This window comes from Kitasatospora sp. NPDC056184 (genome assembly GCF_042268405.1).
Classification (GTDB): domain Bacteria; phylum Actinomycetota; class Actinomycetes; order Streptomycetales; family Streptomycetaceae; genus Kitasatospora.
Genome location: NZ_JBHJUI010000002.1, coordinates 1 through 15776, shown reverse-complemented (window position 1 = coordinate 15776; position 15776 = coordinate 1). Strand labels below are relative to the sequence as shown.

At 75.4% G+C, this 15776-nt stretch carries 7 protein-coding genes; 5 read left to right on the top strand and 2 right to left on the bottom strand.

The features are described from left to right. The first annotated feature begins 261 nt into the window (after positions 1–261). The 3 genes from ACFC0B_RS05155 (at position 262) to ACFC0B_RS05145 (ending at position 12263) form a co-directional block, all read left to right on the top strand. Positions 262–3327, top strand: coding sequence for an amino acid adenylation domain-containing protein (locus ACFC0B_RS05155; RefSeq protein WP_376082438.1), 3066 nt, complete (start codon positions 262–264; stop codon positions 3325–3327). 177 nt (positions 3328–3504) lie between these two features. After that, entirely contained in the window at positions 3505–9102 is a 5598-nt protein-coding gene (locus tag ACFC0B_RS05150) for an amino acid adenylation domain-containing protein (protein WP_376082436.1), read from the top strand. After that, positions 9099–12263, top strand: a complete 3165-nt coding sequence (locus ACFC0B_RS05145) for an amino acid adenylation domain-containing protein (RefSeq protein ID WP_376082434.1) — start codon at positions 9099–9101, stop codon at positions 12261–12263. The genes ACFC0B_RS05150 and ACFC0B_RS05145 overlap by 4 nt, the downstream gene beginning before the upstream one ends. Here the strand turns inward: ACFC0B_RS05145 and ACFC0B_RS05140 are convergent, their stop codons facing one another. Next, positions 12264–12887, bottom strand: coding sequence for an SRPBCC family protein (locus ACFC0B_RS05140; protein ID WP_376082431.1), 624 nt, complete (start codon positions 12885–12887; stop codon positions 12264–12266). It abuts the gene before it with no gap. 92 nt (positions 12888–12979) lie between these two features. Here ACFC0B_RS05140 and ACFC0B_RS05135 point away from each other — a divergent pair, with 92 nt between their 5' ends. Then, a complete protein-coding gene (locus tag ACFC0B_RS05135) occupies positions 12980–13633 on the top strand; it encodes a TetR/AcrR family transcriptional regulator (protein ID WP_376082428.1) in 654 nt (217 codons plus the stop codon). 1 nt (position 13634) lies between these two features. Here ACFC0B_RS05135 and ACFC0B_RS05130 read toward each other — a convergent pair whose 3' ends face one another. Further along, positions 13635–14978: a tetratricopeptide repeat protein gene (locus ACFC0B_RS05130; RefSeq protein ID WP_376082426.1), complete on the bottom strand. Its 1344-nt coding sequence runs from the start codon at positions 14976–14978 to the stop codon at positions 13635–13637. Between the two features lie 632 nt (positions 14979–15610). Between ACFC0B_RS05130 and ACFC0B_RS05125 the strand changes: the two genes are divergently transcribed. Continuing rightward, complete coding sequence (locus ACFC0B_RS05125; RefSeq protein WP_376082423.1) at positions 15611–15739, top strand: albusnodin family lasso peptide; 129 nt, start codon at positions 15611–15613, stop codon at positions 15737–15739. Positions 15740–15776: the final 37 nt, after the last annotated feature.

The window sequence follows — 15776 nt, the reverse complement described above, 5'->3', positions numbered from 1 at the left end:
GAGAGGATCGGATCGCCTGACGCTTCAGGGGGGAATCCTGGGAGTCGGGCCGGCCATGCCTCGGCGTCCTGCCGACCGGTCCGCGGGGCGGGCCGGCCACCCTTCGGCAGCCGCGCCGCCCGACCGCGCCGTGCCGCGTCCGCGCCGCCACGGACACCGCTCGGACGGGTGCCCCGCAGCTCCGTCTCCGACTCCCGAATCGAGCACAGCATGTCCGACTCCCCCAACCGGCCCGACCCCGCCTCCGCCGCGGGGGAACCCGTGAGAGCGACGGACGCCACCGGGCCCGCCTCCCCCGCCCAGCACGGGATCTGGCTCACCAGCAGACTCACGCACGTTCCCGAGGTCTTCCACCTCGCCCTGCGCCTCGCCTTCGACCGGATCGACACCGCGGCGCTCGCCCGCGCCGTCGCCGCCACCGCGGCCCGGCACCCCGCGCTCGGGGCCGCCCTGGTCGAGCGGGACGGCGTGGTCCACCGGATACCCGCCGGACGGGCCCCCGCGCTCGCCGTCCTCGACACGGCCGCCGACAGCGGCGAGGCGATCGCCAAGCGGCTCGCCGAGGAGCTCGCCCTCCCCTTCGACCTCGCCGCCGGACCGCTCGCCCGGTTCACCCTGCACCAGCGGCCGGACGGCGGCGCCGAGCTGCTGGTGGTCGCCCACCACGCGGTCTTCGACGGGAACTCCAAGGACGTGCTCGTCGCCGACCTGGCCGCCGCGTACGCCGCCGCCCTCGCGGGTGGGGAGCCCGCCGCGGCCGTGGCCGCCGAAGCCCCCCGCGAGCCCGACGCCGCCCTCGTCGAGGCGGCCGCCGCCTTCCACGGCCCCCGCTGGGCCGCCGCCACCGACCCGGTGCTGCCCGGCGGCGCGCGGGCCACCACCGACGCCGGCCCCGGCGAGGCCGTCACCTGGCGGCTGGACGGCCCCGGCCGGGCCGCCGTCGCGCGGGCCGCCCGGGAGGCCGGGGTCACCGTCTTCGAGTTCCTGCTCGCCGCCCTGCACGGCCTGCTGCACCGCTACGGCGGCGAGGCCGTCCCGGTCGCCGTCCCGTTCGGCACCCGCCGCCCCGGGCAGCACGAGGCGATCGGCCTGTTCGTCAACGAGCTGCCCGTGTACGCCCCGGCCGACGCCGACGGGCACAGCGGCTTCGCGTCCTACGCCCGGGCCGTGCGCCGCGAGGTCCGGCTGGTCTCGGCCCACCGGGCCGTCCCGTTCGGCACCGCCGTGCCCGGACTCACCCCCCGGGCCGGGCTCGCCCCGGTCTCCTTCGGCTACCGCCGCCGCACCACCGCCGAGCCGGTCTTCCCGGGCAGCGGGACCCGGGTCGACTGGGCGGTCTTCCACCACGCGGCCCGCAACACCCTGCACCTGCAGGCCGTCGAGGACGCGGAGGCGATCGACTTCTCCCTCCAGTACGACCCGGCCGTGCTCGCCGCGCCCGCCGCCCGGCGGGTCGCCGGCCACCTCGCCACCCTGCTCGCCGCCGCCGCGGCCGACCCCGGCACGGCGCTGGGCGACCTGCCGCTGCTCGACGCCGCCGAGCAGCGCCTGGTCACCACCGCCTGGAACGACACCGCCCACGCCTACCCGGCCGAGCGGACCGTGCTCGACCTGGTCCGCGAGCGGGCCGCCGCCGCCTCGGACGCGCTCGCCGTGGTCGCCGGCGAGCAGCGGCTCACCTACCGCGAGCTGCTGGAGCGCGCCGAGCGGCTCGCCGGCGCGCTGACCGCGGCCGGCATCGGCCGGGACGACCTGGTCGGCCTGCACCTCGCCCGCACCGCCGACCTGCCGGCCGCGCTGCTCGCCGTGCACGCCGTCGGCGCGGGCTACCTGCCGCTGGACCCGGGCTACCCGGCCGAGCGGCTGGCCTTCGTGCTCGCCGACTCCGGCGCCGCCCTCTTGCTGGCCGACCGCGAGCCGGCGCCCGAGGTGGCCGCCGCCGCCCCGGCCGTGCTCCGCCTCCCGGCGGCGGGGGACGCGCCCGCGCCCGCCGGGACCGCCCCGGGCCGGCTCGCCTACGTCCTCTACACCTCCGGCTCCACCGGCCGCCCCAAGGGCGTGGAGATCGGCCACCGGGCACTGGTCAACCTGCTCGCCGCCTTCGCCGACCGGCTCGGCTCCGGCCCCCGGGACGTCTGGCTCGGCCTCACCTCGCTCTCCTTCGACATCTCCGCCCTCGAACTGCTGCTGCCGCTGACCACCGGCGGGCGGCTGGTGCTGGCCCCCGACGGCCTGGCCGTCGACGGGCCCGGGCTGCGCGCCCTGGTCGAGCGCGAGGGCGTCACCCACGTCCAGGCCACCCCCTCCGGCTGGCGGGTCCTGCTCGGCGCCGGACCGCTGCCGTCCGGGCTGACCGGCCTGGTCGGCGGCGAGGCCCTGCCGCTGCCGCTGGCCCGGCAGCTGCGGGCCGGCACCGACCGGCTGCTCAACGTCTACGGACCGACCGAGACCACCATCTGGTCCACCTGCGCCGAACTCCCGGCCGCCCCCGAGGCCGTCCGGATCGGCCGGCCGATCGCCAACACCCGCGCCCATGTGCTGGACGCCCGGCGCCGGCCGCTGCCGATCGGGGTGCCGGGCGAGCTGTACCTGGGCGGCGACGGCCTCGCCGAGGGCTACCTCGGGCGGCCCGAGCTGACCGCCGAGCGCTTCGTCGAGGACCCCTTCGGCGCGCCCGGCGACCGGCTCTACCGCACCGGCGACCTGGTCGCCTGGACCCCCGAGGGCGACCTGGAGTTCCTCGGCCGGCTGGACGACCAGGTCAAGATCCGCGGCCACCGGATCGAGCTGGGCGAGATCGAGTCCGCGCTGCTCGCCCACCCGGCCCTCGCCGAGGCCGCCGCCGCGGTGCACCGGGAGGAGGACGGCGAGGAGCCGTTCGTCGCCGGGTACCTCGTCCCGGCCGCCGGGAGCGCCGCCCCCGCCCCCGCCGAACTCCGCGCCTTCCTCCAGCAGAAGCTGCCCGGCGCCGCCGTCCCGCAGCGCTTCCTGGTCCTCGACCGGCTGCCGCTGACGCCCAACGGCAAGCTGGACCGGCGCGCGCTGCCCGTCCCGCCGGTGCCGGTCGAGACGGCCGCCGCCGCACCCGACGGCGCACAGGACCGGGACGAGGTGCTCACCGCCGTCCTCGGGATCTGGTCCGAGGTGCTGCGGCTGCCCGACCTCGGCCCCGAGGAGGACCTCTTCGAACTCGGCGGGCACTCCCTGACGATCATCCAGATCACCGCCAGGATCCGCGACCTGCTCGGCGTCGAGCTGGACTTCGACGTCTTCTTCGCCACCCCGACCCCGCTCGGCATCGCCGCGGCCGTCCGCGAACTGCGCTGACCCGCGGGCGGCGCGGTCACCACCGCGCCGCCCGCGCCCCGCGCCCGCGGTCTCCCTGCTCCCGCGTCTCCCTCCCTGCGCCCTCGCCTCCCCTTCCCCGCGGCGGCCCGGCCTCGCGGCGACCCCGCCCGACGGCACGACGCCCACCGCCCTGACGTGCGCCGAATGGAACACCCGATGACCGACCTCCAGGACCCCGCCGCCGGGTTGTCCGCGACCAAGCGCGCCCTGCTGGCCCAGCGGCTGCGCGCCGCCGCGGCCGGCTCCGCGGACGCCACCGGACCCACCCCCGCGAGCACCGTCCCCGCCCGGCCCCCGGGCGCCGAGGTGCCGCTCTCCAGCGGCCAGGAACGGCTCTGGTTCATGGACCAGTTCGCCCCCGGCTCCACCGCCTGGACACTCGCCCCGGCCCGCCGGATGCGCGGCCCGCTCGACCGCACCGCGCTCGACGCCGCCCTCACCGACCTGCTCGCCCGGCACGAGGCGCTGCGGATGTCCTTCCCCGCCACCCCCGACGGCACCGCGCAGGTCCGGATCGCCGAACCGGCCCCGTGCGCGGCCGAGTTCGTCGACGCGGCGGACGACCCGGACCCGGCGGCCCGCGCCGCCCGGGAGCTCGGCGCGCGGGTGGCGGAGCCGTTCGACCTCGCCGCCGGCCCGCTGCTGCGCGCCCTGCTGGTGCGCACCGCCCCGGACGAGCACGTGCTCGCCCTGGTCATGCACCACATCGTCAGCGACGGCTGGTCGCTCGACCTGCTGCACCGCGAACTCGACGCGCTCTACGCCCGGCACGCGCACGGCACCCCGGACCGGCTGCCGGAACTGCCCGTGCAGTTCGGCGACTACGCGTGCTGGCAGCGCGAGCGGCTGGCCGGCGAGGCGCTGGCCGGCTCCCGCGCGTACTGGCGCGAGGAGCTGCGCGACGTCCCCGCCCTGGAGCTGCCCACCGACCGGCCCCGGCCGCCGGTGGTGACCTTCGAGGGCGCCGCCACCGAGTTCCACTGGAGCCCCGAACTCGGCCGGGGCGTCGCCGCCCTGGCGCGCGCCTCGAACGCCTCCGGGTACATGGTGCTGATGGCCGCGCTGCAGGCCCTGCTCGGCCGGCACGCCGGGCAGCGGGACTTCGCGATCGGATCGGCCGTCGCCGGCCGCCTCCACCGCGAACTCGAAGGCATGGTCGGCCTGTTCGTCAACATGCTGCCGATCCGGGCCCGGCTGGAGGGCGATCCCGGCTTCGCCGAGCTGGTGGGCCGGGTGCGCGGCACGACCCTCGACGCGTACACCCACCAGGAGGTGCCGTTCGAGCAGATGGTGGCCGACCTCGACATCGAGCGCGACGTCAGCCGCTCCGCCGTCTTCCAGGTCAGCTTCGCCTTCCAGAACTACGGCGACCGCGGCGCCGCCACCGCCCCCGACGCCCCCGGCGTGCCGGCCTCCGAGGGCTTCGGGCACGAGGCCGCCACCACCCGCACCGACCTCGCCTTCTACCTGCGGGAGAAGTCCGACGGCGGCCTGTACGGGCTGGTCACCTACCGCACCGACCTGTTCGACGCCGCCACCGTGCGGCAGCTGGTCGAGCGCTTCGAGCTGCTGGTCGCGGCGGCGGTGGCCGACCCGGAGCGGCCGGTGTCCCGGCTGCCGCTGCTCACCCCCGGCGAGCGGCAGGACGTCCTGGAGCGGTGGGCGGCCGGACCGGCGCTGCCCGACCCGGCCGACGGCCCGCGCACCCTCACCGCCCTGCTCGCCGACACCGCGCGCGCCCACCCGGACCGCCCGGCCCTGGAGTTCGAGGGCCGCACCGTCGACTACCGCGAGCTGGACGAGCGCGCCACCGGCCTCGCCCGCCGGCTGCGGGCGCTCGGCGTCGGGCCGGACGACCGGGTCGCGGTCTGCCTGGAGCAGTCGCCCGATCTGGCCGTCGCCCTGGTCGCCGTCCTGAAGGCCGGCGGCGCCTACCTGCCGCTGGACCCGGAGCAGCCGCCCGCCCGCCTCGCCCACCTGGTGGCCGACGCCGACGTGCGGGTGCTGCTCACCGACTCGGCGCTGCGCGAGCGCTTCCCCGGCTACGGGGGCGCCGCGCTGCTGCTGGACGCCGACCCCGCGCAGCGCGACCCGCGGCCGCTGGAGGAGACCTCCGGGCCGGAGCAACTCGCCTACGTCATCTACACCTCCGGCTCCACCGGCACCCCCAAGGGCGTCGCCGTCCAACACCGCCAGATCCTCAACTACCTGGCCGGGGTGCGGGAGCGGCTGCGGATCGAACCGGGGGCCGGCTACGGGCTGCTGCAGTCGCTCTCCTTCGACTTCAGCATCACCATGCTCTACCTCGCGCTGAGCACCGGCGGCCGGGTCCACCTGCTGCCGCGCCGCATCGCGGGCGCCGAACTCGCCGAGCGGATCGAGCGCCTGGAGCTCGACTACCTCAAGATGACGCCCTCCCACCTGGCCGCGCTCGGCGCCGACGCCCCGATGGAGCGGCTGCTGCCGCGCCGGGCGCTGGTGCTCGGCGGCGAGGCCTCGGCCTGGCCGTGGGCCGCCGAGCTCGCCGCCCTCGGCCGGTGCGCGGTCTTCAACCACTACGGCCCGACCGAGGCGACCGTCGGCGTGACCGTCCACGAGGTCACCGCCGAGGCCGCCGGCCCCGGCAGCACCCCGATCGGCACCCCGCTCGCCGGCGCCCGCTGCTACGTCCTCGACGGGGCGATGCAGCCGGTGCCACCGGGCGTCACGGGCGAGCTGTACCTGGGCGGCGACCGGCTGGCCCGCGGCTACCTGGGCCGCCCCGACCTGACCGCCGAGCGTTTCGTCGACGACCCGTTCGGCGCCGCCGGCGACCGGCTCTACCGCACCGGCGACCTGGCCCGCTGGCGCGCCGACGGCACGCTCGACTACCTGGGCCGGGCCGACGACCAGATCAAGGTGCGCGGCTACCGGGTCGAGCCCGGCGAGGTCGAGGCCGCCCTCACCGCCCTGCCCGGCATCACCCAGGCCGTCGTACTGGCCCGCGGCGAAGGGCTGCGGCAGACCCTGGTCGCCTACCTGGAGCACCCGGGCGACGGCCCGGCCCCGGCCGCGGCCGAGCTGCGCGACACCCTCTCCGAGGTGCTGCCCGACTACATGGTCCCGGCCCGCTTCGTGGTGCTGGAGCGGCTTCCGCTGCTGGCCCACGGCAAGGTCGACCGGCGCAACCTGCCCGAGCCCGAGGAACCCGCCGCCAGCGGCGAGTTCGTCGAACCCGAGGGCGAGGCCGAGGAGTTCCTCGCCGCGCTGTGGGCCGAGCTGCTGGGCGTGCCCCGGGTCGGCGCTCTGGACGACTTCTTCGAGCTCGGCGGGCACTCCCTGCTGGCCACCCAGGTGGTCGCCAAGCTGCGCCGCCGCTACCCCGAACTCCCCACCCCTGTCGGGGTGATGGACCTCTTCAAGTACCCCACCGTACGCCGGCTGGCCGCCCTGGTCAGCGACCCGCACGCCGACCGCGGACCGCGCAGCCTGCTGCACCTGCTCACCCCGCCCGGCCGCAAGGTCGGCGCGAGCCTGGTCTGCGCGCCGTACGGCGGCGGCAGCGCGCTCATCTACAAGCCGCTCGCCGACGCCCTGCCCGCCGACTGGGCCCTGCACTCGCTCGCCGTCCCCGGCCACGAGCTGGGCGAGGAGGCGATGGACGTCGACGAGGTGGCGGCCGGCTGCGCCCAGGAGATCCTCGACAACGTCGAGGGCCGGATCGTCCTGTACGGCCACTGTGGGGTCGGCGTCCGGCTCGCCGTCGAGATCGCCCGGCGGGTCGAGGCCGCGGGCCGCGAGATCGACGCGATCCACCTCGGCGGCATCTTCCCGTTCGCCCGCCCGCGCGGCCGCGGCGCCGCCGTCGGCGAGTGGTGGGCCCGCACCGCCGACAGGCTCCGCAGCGACCAGGGCATGATCAACGCCCTCGCGGCGGCCGGCCTGGACACCGACGAGGTCGGCACCGAGCAGCTGCGGCTGATGGTCGCCAACCGGCGGATCGGCACCCGGGAGGCCGAGCAGTACTTCACCCGGCTGTTCGAGAGCGAGGACGGCCGGATCAACGCCCCGGTCTACGCGGTCTGCGGCGACCGGGACCCGGCCACCGAGTTCTACGAGGAGCGGTACCACGAGTGGCACCGGCTCAGCGACACCACCGGTGTCGTGGTGCTCGACGAGGCGGGCCACTTCTACCTCAAGTACCGGGCCGCCGAACTCGCCGAGATCCTCACCACCGTGCACCGCTCGGTGGCGGACGGCGAGGAGGACCGGCACCGGCGCACCGAGGGCGCCACCTGGTGGCTGGCCGGGCTGTCCCGCGACGCCGCACAGGCCCCCGCCGCGTCCACCGCGGTGCGCCCGACCATGCGCCGCTTCCTCGGTGTCGCCGCCGGCCAGCAGATCTCGATGATCGGCTCGGCGCTCACCGAGTTCGCCCTCCCGGTGTGGATCTACCTCACCACCGGCTCGCTCGCCCAGTTCGGCCTGCTGGCCGCCTGCGGCCTCGTCCCCGGCATCCTCACCGCGCCGATCGCCGGCGCCCTCGTGGACCGCGGCGACCGCCGCCGGATCATGCTGTACGGCGACGTCGCGGCAGGCCTCACCCAGGCGGTGATGCTGCTGCTCTACCTCGCCGACTCCCTCCAGGTCTGGCACGCGTACGTGCTGATCGCGATGCTGTCGACGGCACTCACCTTCCAACGGCTGGCCTGGAACTCGGCCGTGCCGCAGCTCGTCCCGAAGCGCTTCCTCGGCCGTGCCAACGGCGTCGTGCAGATGGCCTTCGGCCTCGCCCAGTTCCTGGTCCCGCTGTTCGCGGTCGGTCTGCTGTCGGCGCTCGGCCTCGGCGGCATCCTCGTGATGGACGTCGCCAGCTACGTGGTCGCCACCGGCGTCACCCTGGCCGTGCGCTTCCCCGACGTGATGGCCGCGCGGCGCCGCGAGAGCGTCACCGCCGAGATCCGGGCCGGGTTCCGGCGGGCGCTCGGCAGCCGGCACTTCCGGGCCATGCTGCTGTTCTTCGCGGTGCTCAACATCTTCCTGTCCCCGCTGTTCCTGCTCACCACCCCGCTGGTGCTCTCCTTCGCCCCGCTCGCGGCCGCGGGCTGGGTCTCGGTCGCGGCCGGGCTCGGCGCCGTGCTCGGCGGTCTGACCCTGCTGATCTGGGGCGGGCCGCGCCGGCTGCGGCTGCGCGGCGTCCTGTTCTCGACCCTCGGCCTGGCCGCCGCCTGCCTGGTGACCGGCCTGCGCCCGAGCGTCTGGCCGGTGGCGCTCGGCGCGTTCGGCATGGCGTACACGCTGGGCCTGGTCAACGGCGTCTACGCGACGATCGTGCAGACCAAGGTGCCGCTGCGCTTCCACGGCCGGGTGATCGCGGTCAACACCATGGTGGCCTGGTCCACCCTCCCGGTCGGTTTCGCCGTCGTCGCCCCGCTCGGGCCGCGTCTGGTCCAGCCGTGGATCGACGAGAACGGCGCGCTGGCCGACACCGTCGGCCGCCTGATCGGCACCGGCGAGGGCCGCGGCATCGGCCTGCTCTACCTGCTGTTCGGTCTCGCCATGGCCCTGCTCGTGGCGGTCTGCCTGGCCGTCCCGGCGCTGCGCCACTTCGACCGCGACGTGCCCGACGCCGAGCCCGACGACCTGGTCGGCCTGGCCACCCTCTCGGCCCGCGCCGAGGCCGTGCCCCCGTCCGACTCCCTCCCCGCCGAACCCTCCGCCGATCCCTCCGCCGCGCCCGCGCGCCGTACCGGAACCGAGGCCGCCGCCCGATGACCACCACCGACCGGACCCTCGGCGCCGCCCGCCCGGCCGAGGCCGTCCACCCGCTCACCGAGGAACAGCGCCGGCTCTGGTTCCTGCAGCAGCTCCACCCCGCCGACGCCGGCTTCAACATGTACCTGAGCCGCCGCTGGAGCGGCCCGCTGGACGTCGCCGCGCTGCGCACCGCGCTGGACCGGGTGACGGCCCGGCACGAACCGCTGCGCACCCGCTTCGCCCTGGACGGCGAGGCGCCCGTCCAACTGGTCGAGGCGCCCGCGCCCGTCCCGCTCGACCTGGTCGCGCTCGCCCCCGGAGCCGGCGAACAGGACTTCACCGAGGCCTGCCGCCCCACCGTCAACACGCCCTTCGACCTCGCCGGACGCCCGCCGCTGCGCGCCGTCCTGGTCTCCTCCGGGCCGGACGAGCACGCGCTCATGCTGGTCGTCCACCACATCGTCTCGGACGGCTGGTCGTTCAAGATCCTCTGGCGCGAGCTGCTCGCGCTGTACCGGGAGGCGCTCGGCGAGGCCCCGGCCGACCTCGCGCCGCTCGCCGTGCGGTACGGCGACGTCGCGCGCGCCGAGCAGGAGCGCGCGGCGGCGGGCGGCGCCGAGACGGCGTTCCGCTACTGGGCGGAGAAGCTGGCCGGCACCGGCCGGCTGCGGCTGCCGCTGGACCACCCCCGCCCGGCCGAGCCGCGGCACCCCGCGGGCTTCGCCGCGGTGGCACTGGAGCCGGAGCTGACGGCGGCGCTGGACGCGCTGGCGCGGCGCGAGCGCTGCACCCCGTTCATGGTGCTGCTGGCCGCCTACCAGTGCGTGCTGGCCCGCTGGACCGGCAGCACCGACTTCGTGGTCGGCACCCCGCTCGCGGGCCGCACCGAGGCGGCGCAGGAGGAGCTGATCGGCTACTTCGCCCGCACCGGCGTGCTCCGCGCCGACCTCACCGGCGAGCCCGGCTTCCGCACCGTGCTGCACCGCGTCCGCACCGCCACCCTGGGTGCGCTGAGCCACCAGGACGTCCCGTTGGAGCGGCTCGCCGCCCACCTGGACCTGCCCGCCGAGGCCGGCGCGGCGCCGCTCTACCAGGCGGTGTTCGTCCACCAGAGCCAGTACGACCTGACCGGGGAGGAGGGCGGCGCACCGCTGCCCGCCGGGGTGCGCACCGCCTCCATGGACTCCGGCTTCGAGCGCGCCAAGACCGATCTGCTGCTGGACAGCTGGCGCACCCCGGACGGCGGTCTGACGCTCTCCTTCTCGTACGACCGGGAGGTCCTCGACCCGGCGACGGTGGCCGCGCTCGGCACCCGCTGCCGCGCGCTGCTGGCCGCCGCCGTCGAGGACGCCGCGGTGCCGCTGCACGGCGACTGGCTGATCGGGGCGGAGGAGCGCGCCGAGCTGCTCGCCCTCGGCACCGGTCCCGCCGTTCCGTCCACGGTCCGCCCCGTCCTCGCCCGCTTCGCCGAACGGGCCTCCGCCGCCCCGGACGCCCCGGCGCTGGAGTGCGACGGCCGGACCCTGTCCTACGCCGAGCTGGACCGCCGCTCGACCGAACTGGCCGAGCGGCTCGGCCCGGTCGCCGGACAGCTGGTCGCCGTCCGGCTGGCGCCCTCCTTCGAGCTGGTGACGGCCCTGCTGGCGATCTGGAAGGCCGGCGCGGGCTACCTGCCGCTCGACCCGGCCCACCCGGAGGAGCGGCGGCGGCTGATGGTCCGCGAGTCCGGCGCCGTCCTGCTGCTGACCGACGAGGACGGCGAGGGCCTGCGCGTCCTGCCCGGCGCCGGCCCGGCGGCGTCCGAGGACCGGGCCGGCCTGGCCTACGTCCTCTACACCTCCGGCTCCACCGGCACCCCCAAGGCGGTGGCCGTCGACCACGCCGCCCTGGCCGCCCGGGTCGACTGGATGGCCGGCCCGGACGGCTACCGCCTCGCGCCCGGGGACCGGATCGTCCAGTTCGCCTCGATCGGCTTCGACACCCACGCCGAGGAGCTGTGGCCCGCCCTCGCCGGCGGCGCGTGCGTCGTCCTGCTCCCCGGCGGCGGCCGGACCCTGCCCGAGCTGCTGCGCGGCCCGCACGGCCCGTCGGTCACCGTGCTCGACCTGCCGACCGCCTACTGGGAGGAGCTGGTCTCGCACGACGAGCGCACCCCGTGGCCGGCCGCGCTGCGGCTGGTGGTGCTCGGCGGCTCCGAGGCCCGCGCCGACGCCGTCGCCCGCTGGCGGGAGCGGCACGGCGACACGGTGCGGCTGGTCAACACCTACGGCCCGACCGAGGCCACCGTCATCGTCACCGCCGCCGACCTCGGTGCCCCGGACGCCGGGCGCCGCCCGCCGCTCGGCCGCCCGCTGCCGGGCGTGCGGCTGTACGTGCTGGACGAGCGCGGCGCCCTGCTGCCGCGCGGCTCGGAGGGCGAGCTGCACATCGGCGGCACCGGCCTGGCGCGCGGCTACCTGGGCCGTCCCGACCTGACGGCCGCCGCGTTCGTCGGGGACCCGTTCGCCGACGGGACGATGTACCGCACCGGCGACCGCGCCCGCTGGCGCACCGACGGGACCCTCGACTACCTCGGCCGCACCGACGAGCAGATCAAGCTGCGCGGCTACCGGATCGAGCCGGCCGAGATCGAGACCGCCCTGACCGCCCGTCCGGACGTGCTGCGCGCCGCCGCCGTCGTGCTCGGCGGCCGCCGCCTGGTCGCGTACGCCGTCCCGGCCCCCGGCGCCGAGCCGGACCCCGGCGTGCTGCGCGAGCACCTCGCCGTACGGCTCCCCGCCTACCTGGTCCCGGACACGGTCGTCCTCCTCGACACCCTGCCGCTCACCCTCAACGGCAAGCTCGACACCGCCGCCCTCCCCGAGCCGGCCGCGGCCGCCGCGAGCCGGTACGTGGCCCCGCGGACCGACGCCGAGCAGCTGGTCACCCAGCTGTGGCAGGAGGTCCTGGGGGTGCCGCGGGTCGGCGTCCTCGACGACTTCTTCGAACTCGGCGGGGACTCGCTGCTGGTCACCCGGGTCGTCGCCCGGATCCGCGCGGGCGTCGGCCTGGACGTCCCGATCCGCGACGCCTTCGAGCTCTCCACGGCCGCCGCGCTCGCCGCCCGGGTCGAGGAGCTGCTGATCGCGGAGATCGAGGCGCTGAGCGACGACGAGGCGGCGGAGCGCCTGTCCGACTGATCACGACCGGGGCGCAGGCGTCCACCCGGACGCCTGCGCCTCGGCGGCGGCCTTGAGGTCCGCCAGCCACCCCTCCAGGCCCGCCCTGAGGATCGCGGTCGCCATCGGCACGTTGCCGTCGACCTGCGGCCCGGTGTGGGTCTCCTCGGTGCTCACCTTCACCCCGCCGGCGACCCTGCTGAAGGTCCAGACGTGCACGCCGTCGATGTGCACCCCCTCCCCCACCGCCGGACCGGTCCAGCGGATGCAGGACCCCTCCCCGACCTGCCGCACGGTCGAGGTGATGTCCAGACCGGTGGCCGGGATCCCGGTCCCGGGCGGCACCGGGGTGGTCCAGTGGAACGCCGACCCGGCCCGGAAGCGGCCGTGGTCGAGGCGCTCGGCGCCGGTGACGGACTGCTGCCAGGACGGCCAGCGGTCCACGTCCGTCTGCAGCTTCCAGATCACGCCCAGCGGAGCGTCGATCACCGCCTCCGTCCGGTACCGCACCTGCGCGGCGGGGTCGACGCCCGCGCCCCGGCAGGTGAGCCCCTTGACGGGGTGCGCCCCGGCCGGAACCGCGGCCCCGGCGAGCAGCACGGCGGCGAGCGGAACGGTGATCACGGCAGCCCGGATTCCCGACATGGCGTTTCCTTCCCTAGAGGCCATCTCTCTCGTTAGAAGTTCTAACTCCTCACCGATCCAACAGTCAATAGCTTCCGTGATACCTTCTAACCATGGCCGAGTCAGACCCCACCACCCCCCGCGAGCGCTACCGCACCCAGGTCCGCGCCGAGGTCATGGAACGCGCCTGGGAGCAGATCGCCACGGCCGGCGCCTCCGCGCTCTCCCTCAACGCGATCGCCAAGCAGATGGGCATGAGCGGCCCGGCCCTCTACCGCTACTTCGCCAACCGCGACGAGCTGATCACCGAACTCGTCCGCGAGGCCTACCGCAGCCTCGCCGACACCCTCGCCGCGGCCGCCTCCGACGGCGCCGACCTGACCGCCCTCGCCCACGCCCTGCGCGACTGGGCCCTCGCCGACCCCCAGCGCTACCTGCTGGTCTACGGCACCCCGATCCCCGGCTACGAGGCCCCCGAGGACACCACCGCCATCTCCCAGGAGATCGCCACCACCCTGCTGGACGCCTGCGCCGCCACCCTCCACCCGGCCGCCCCGACCGCCCCCACCCCCCTCGGCACCCACCTCGCCGACCACCGCACCTGGGCCGCCGACCACCCCGCCCCACCCGAGGCCCTCGCCCTCTTCCTGACCTTCTGGACCCGCCTCCACGGCGTCCTGTCCCTCGAACTCGCCGGCCACTTCACCGGCATGCGGTTCGACCCCGAGGTCCTCTTCGACGCCGAACTCACCGCCCTGCTCGACTGATTCAGCCCACCCGCCCCGGCACCATCGGCCGGGCCCGCTCCAGCAGTTCACGCACCCGCACACTGCGGCCGTGCGGCCCGGTCGCAGCGATCATCGCCCTGAACCGGTCATCCGCCCGCCCCGACCGCACCTGCGGGTAGTCATCCAGGGCCAAGTGCCGGTTCCGGACGCCCTCTTCGAGCCGGCCGACTTCGACTTGCCACTCGGCAAGCATCGCCCGATGGCGAACCCGGGCCCGCCGATACACGGCAGGCCTGATCCGCTCCGAACGCTGCAGCGCCCTGATCGCGCCTTCCCGGTCACCCAGTTCGTGGTTCACCTGAGCCACGTGATAGGCGAGCGACGCGGGATCGTACGAGCCGTGGGCCTTGGCCCTGGACTCGGCCTGCTCCATCGCGGTTTCGGCCGCACGCAGCATCGCCAGCGCCCCGGCACGGTCGCCGGTCCGGGCGAGGGCATGCGCCTGCTGACCCGCCAGAAACGCACGCATCCGTGGCCCAGCCTGCGGAGACGCGCTCGACGCGGCTTCCGCGAGCCTCACCGCCTGCGAACCGTGACCGAGGTCGACGGCCTGCACGCTCATGCCTCGCAGCGTGGTGCAGTAGGTGAGGTGATCTCCCGCTGCGAGCGCAAGTTCCAGCGCCTTGGTGTAGTAGTGCTGCCCGAGCGCGTCCAAGCGCTCGTCCACGGCCATGTATCCCGTGAGATAGAGATGATCGGCCGCCGCGGAGAGCATCGCCTTGCGCACTCCATCCGAGGCGGTGGCGCGAAGATACGGGACGATGTTGTTGACCATGAACGCGGCCGCCATCGGCCGTGCGGTCCGCCCGCCGAACTGGTCGTCAATCTCGCTGATCCGCTCCGTCATCGCCACGACGGACTCGACCTCGCCCATCCCGATCCTGCTGTGCGGATCGGCCCTCAGCCTTTCGAACCGGCCCACCACATCCGGCCACCCGGGAACGGCCAGCGCGACCGAGTAGAGGCCGGCCGCGAGGACGCCTCGGCGCGATGGATCCATATCAGCGCTCCCCAGATCAAGTAGCCCTTTCATCATGTCTACGGATTGCTCCTGCTCATCAGGCTGATCCACGAAACCGGCCTCGAATGCGGTGACAACCCTCCCGAGGCGCCGGCTCAGGACCTCCACGACCACTTGACGGTACTTCGCCATGGGACGGGTTCCGGCGAGCCAATGGGAGACGGCCGACTCGTCGTACCTGAGCCTGAACCCGGCTTCGGTTCCGACCCGGTTGACCGACCGGGCGAACTCGCCGTTGCTTTTCCACCGGCACTCCATGAGCAAGTGTGCCAGCTTCTGATTCGCCGTCCGCCCACGCGCCATGCGCCTCGCCTCCCGGCTCGGGTTTCAAGGGTTTCAATCGGCAACGGGCCGCCAACCAAACTCACAGCCAGCCAGCCTCGACGACTGCACCAAGGACGCCCTTGCAGTGATCACCTCGGAGCTCGTGGCCAACGCGGTCCAACACGGCACCGGAACGACCCTGACGGTCGGCCTGCACATCCACCCGGTTCGAAAGCGGCTGCTGATCGAGGTTCACGACGGCTCGGCCGACCTTCCGGCTGCTCGTTCCGCCACGCCGGACGAGGAGTCCGGCCGTGGCTTTTTTCCTGGTCCAGCGCCTGGCCCTCAACCACGGCGTCGAACGGATCGGCCACGGCAAGAGGGTCTGGGCAGAGGTGGAACTCCCTGCCCAGCCGTTGACCCGACGCCAGGTGCTGACCCATCCCCATCGCTCACTCCGCGCCGCCGTCCGTCGGCTCTCCCGCCGCCGTGGCGCTCGGATACACCCGGCGCCGAGAACACCTCCCGCCGAGCCCCAGGCACCTCACACCACCCCCACAGCTTCCTGCCCCGAGCGCCGGAGCAGGAATGACCCCCTTCACGGGCGGTCGAACCCGGACCGCTGCAGGGCGGCCCCGGGGAATCCCACCTCGTTTCTCAAGGAGGCACTCATGAGCGAGCAGCAGAACACGGACCCGGAGGACGGCGACCTCGTGGTCGAGATCGGCGACCTCACCGCTCTCACCGAGGGTCAGGGCGGCGGCAGCAGCGAGGACAAGCGTCGCGCCTACAACAGCTGACGTCCGGTGGTGCGGCCCCGCCGAGCCGGGGCCGCAC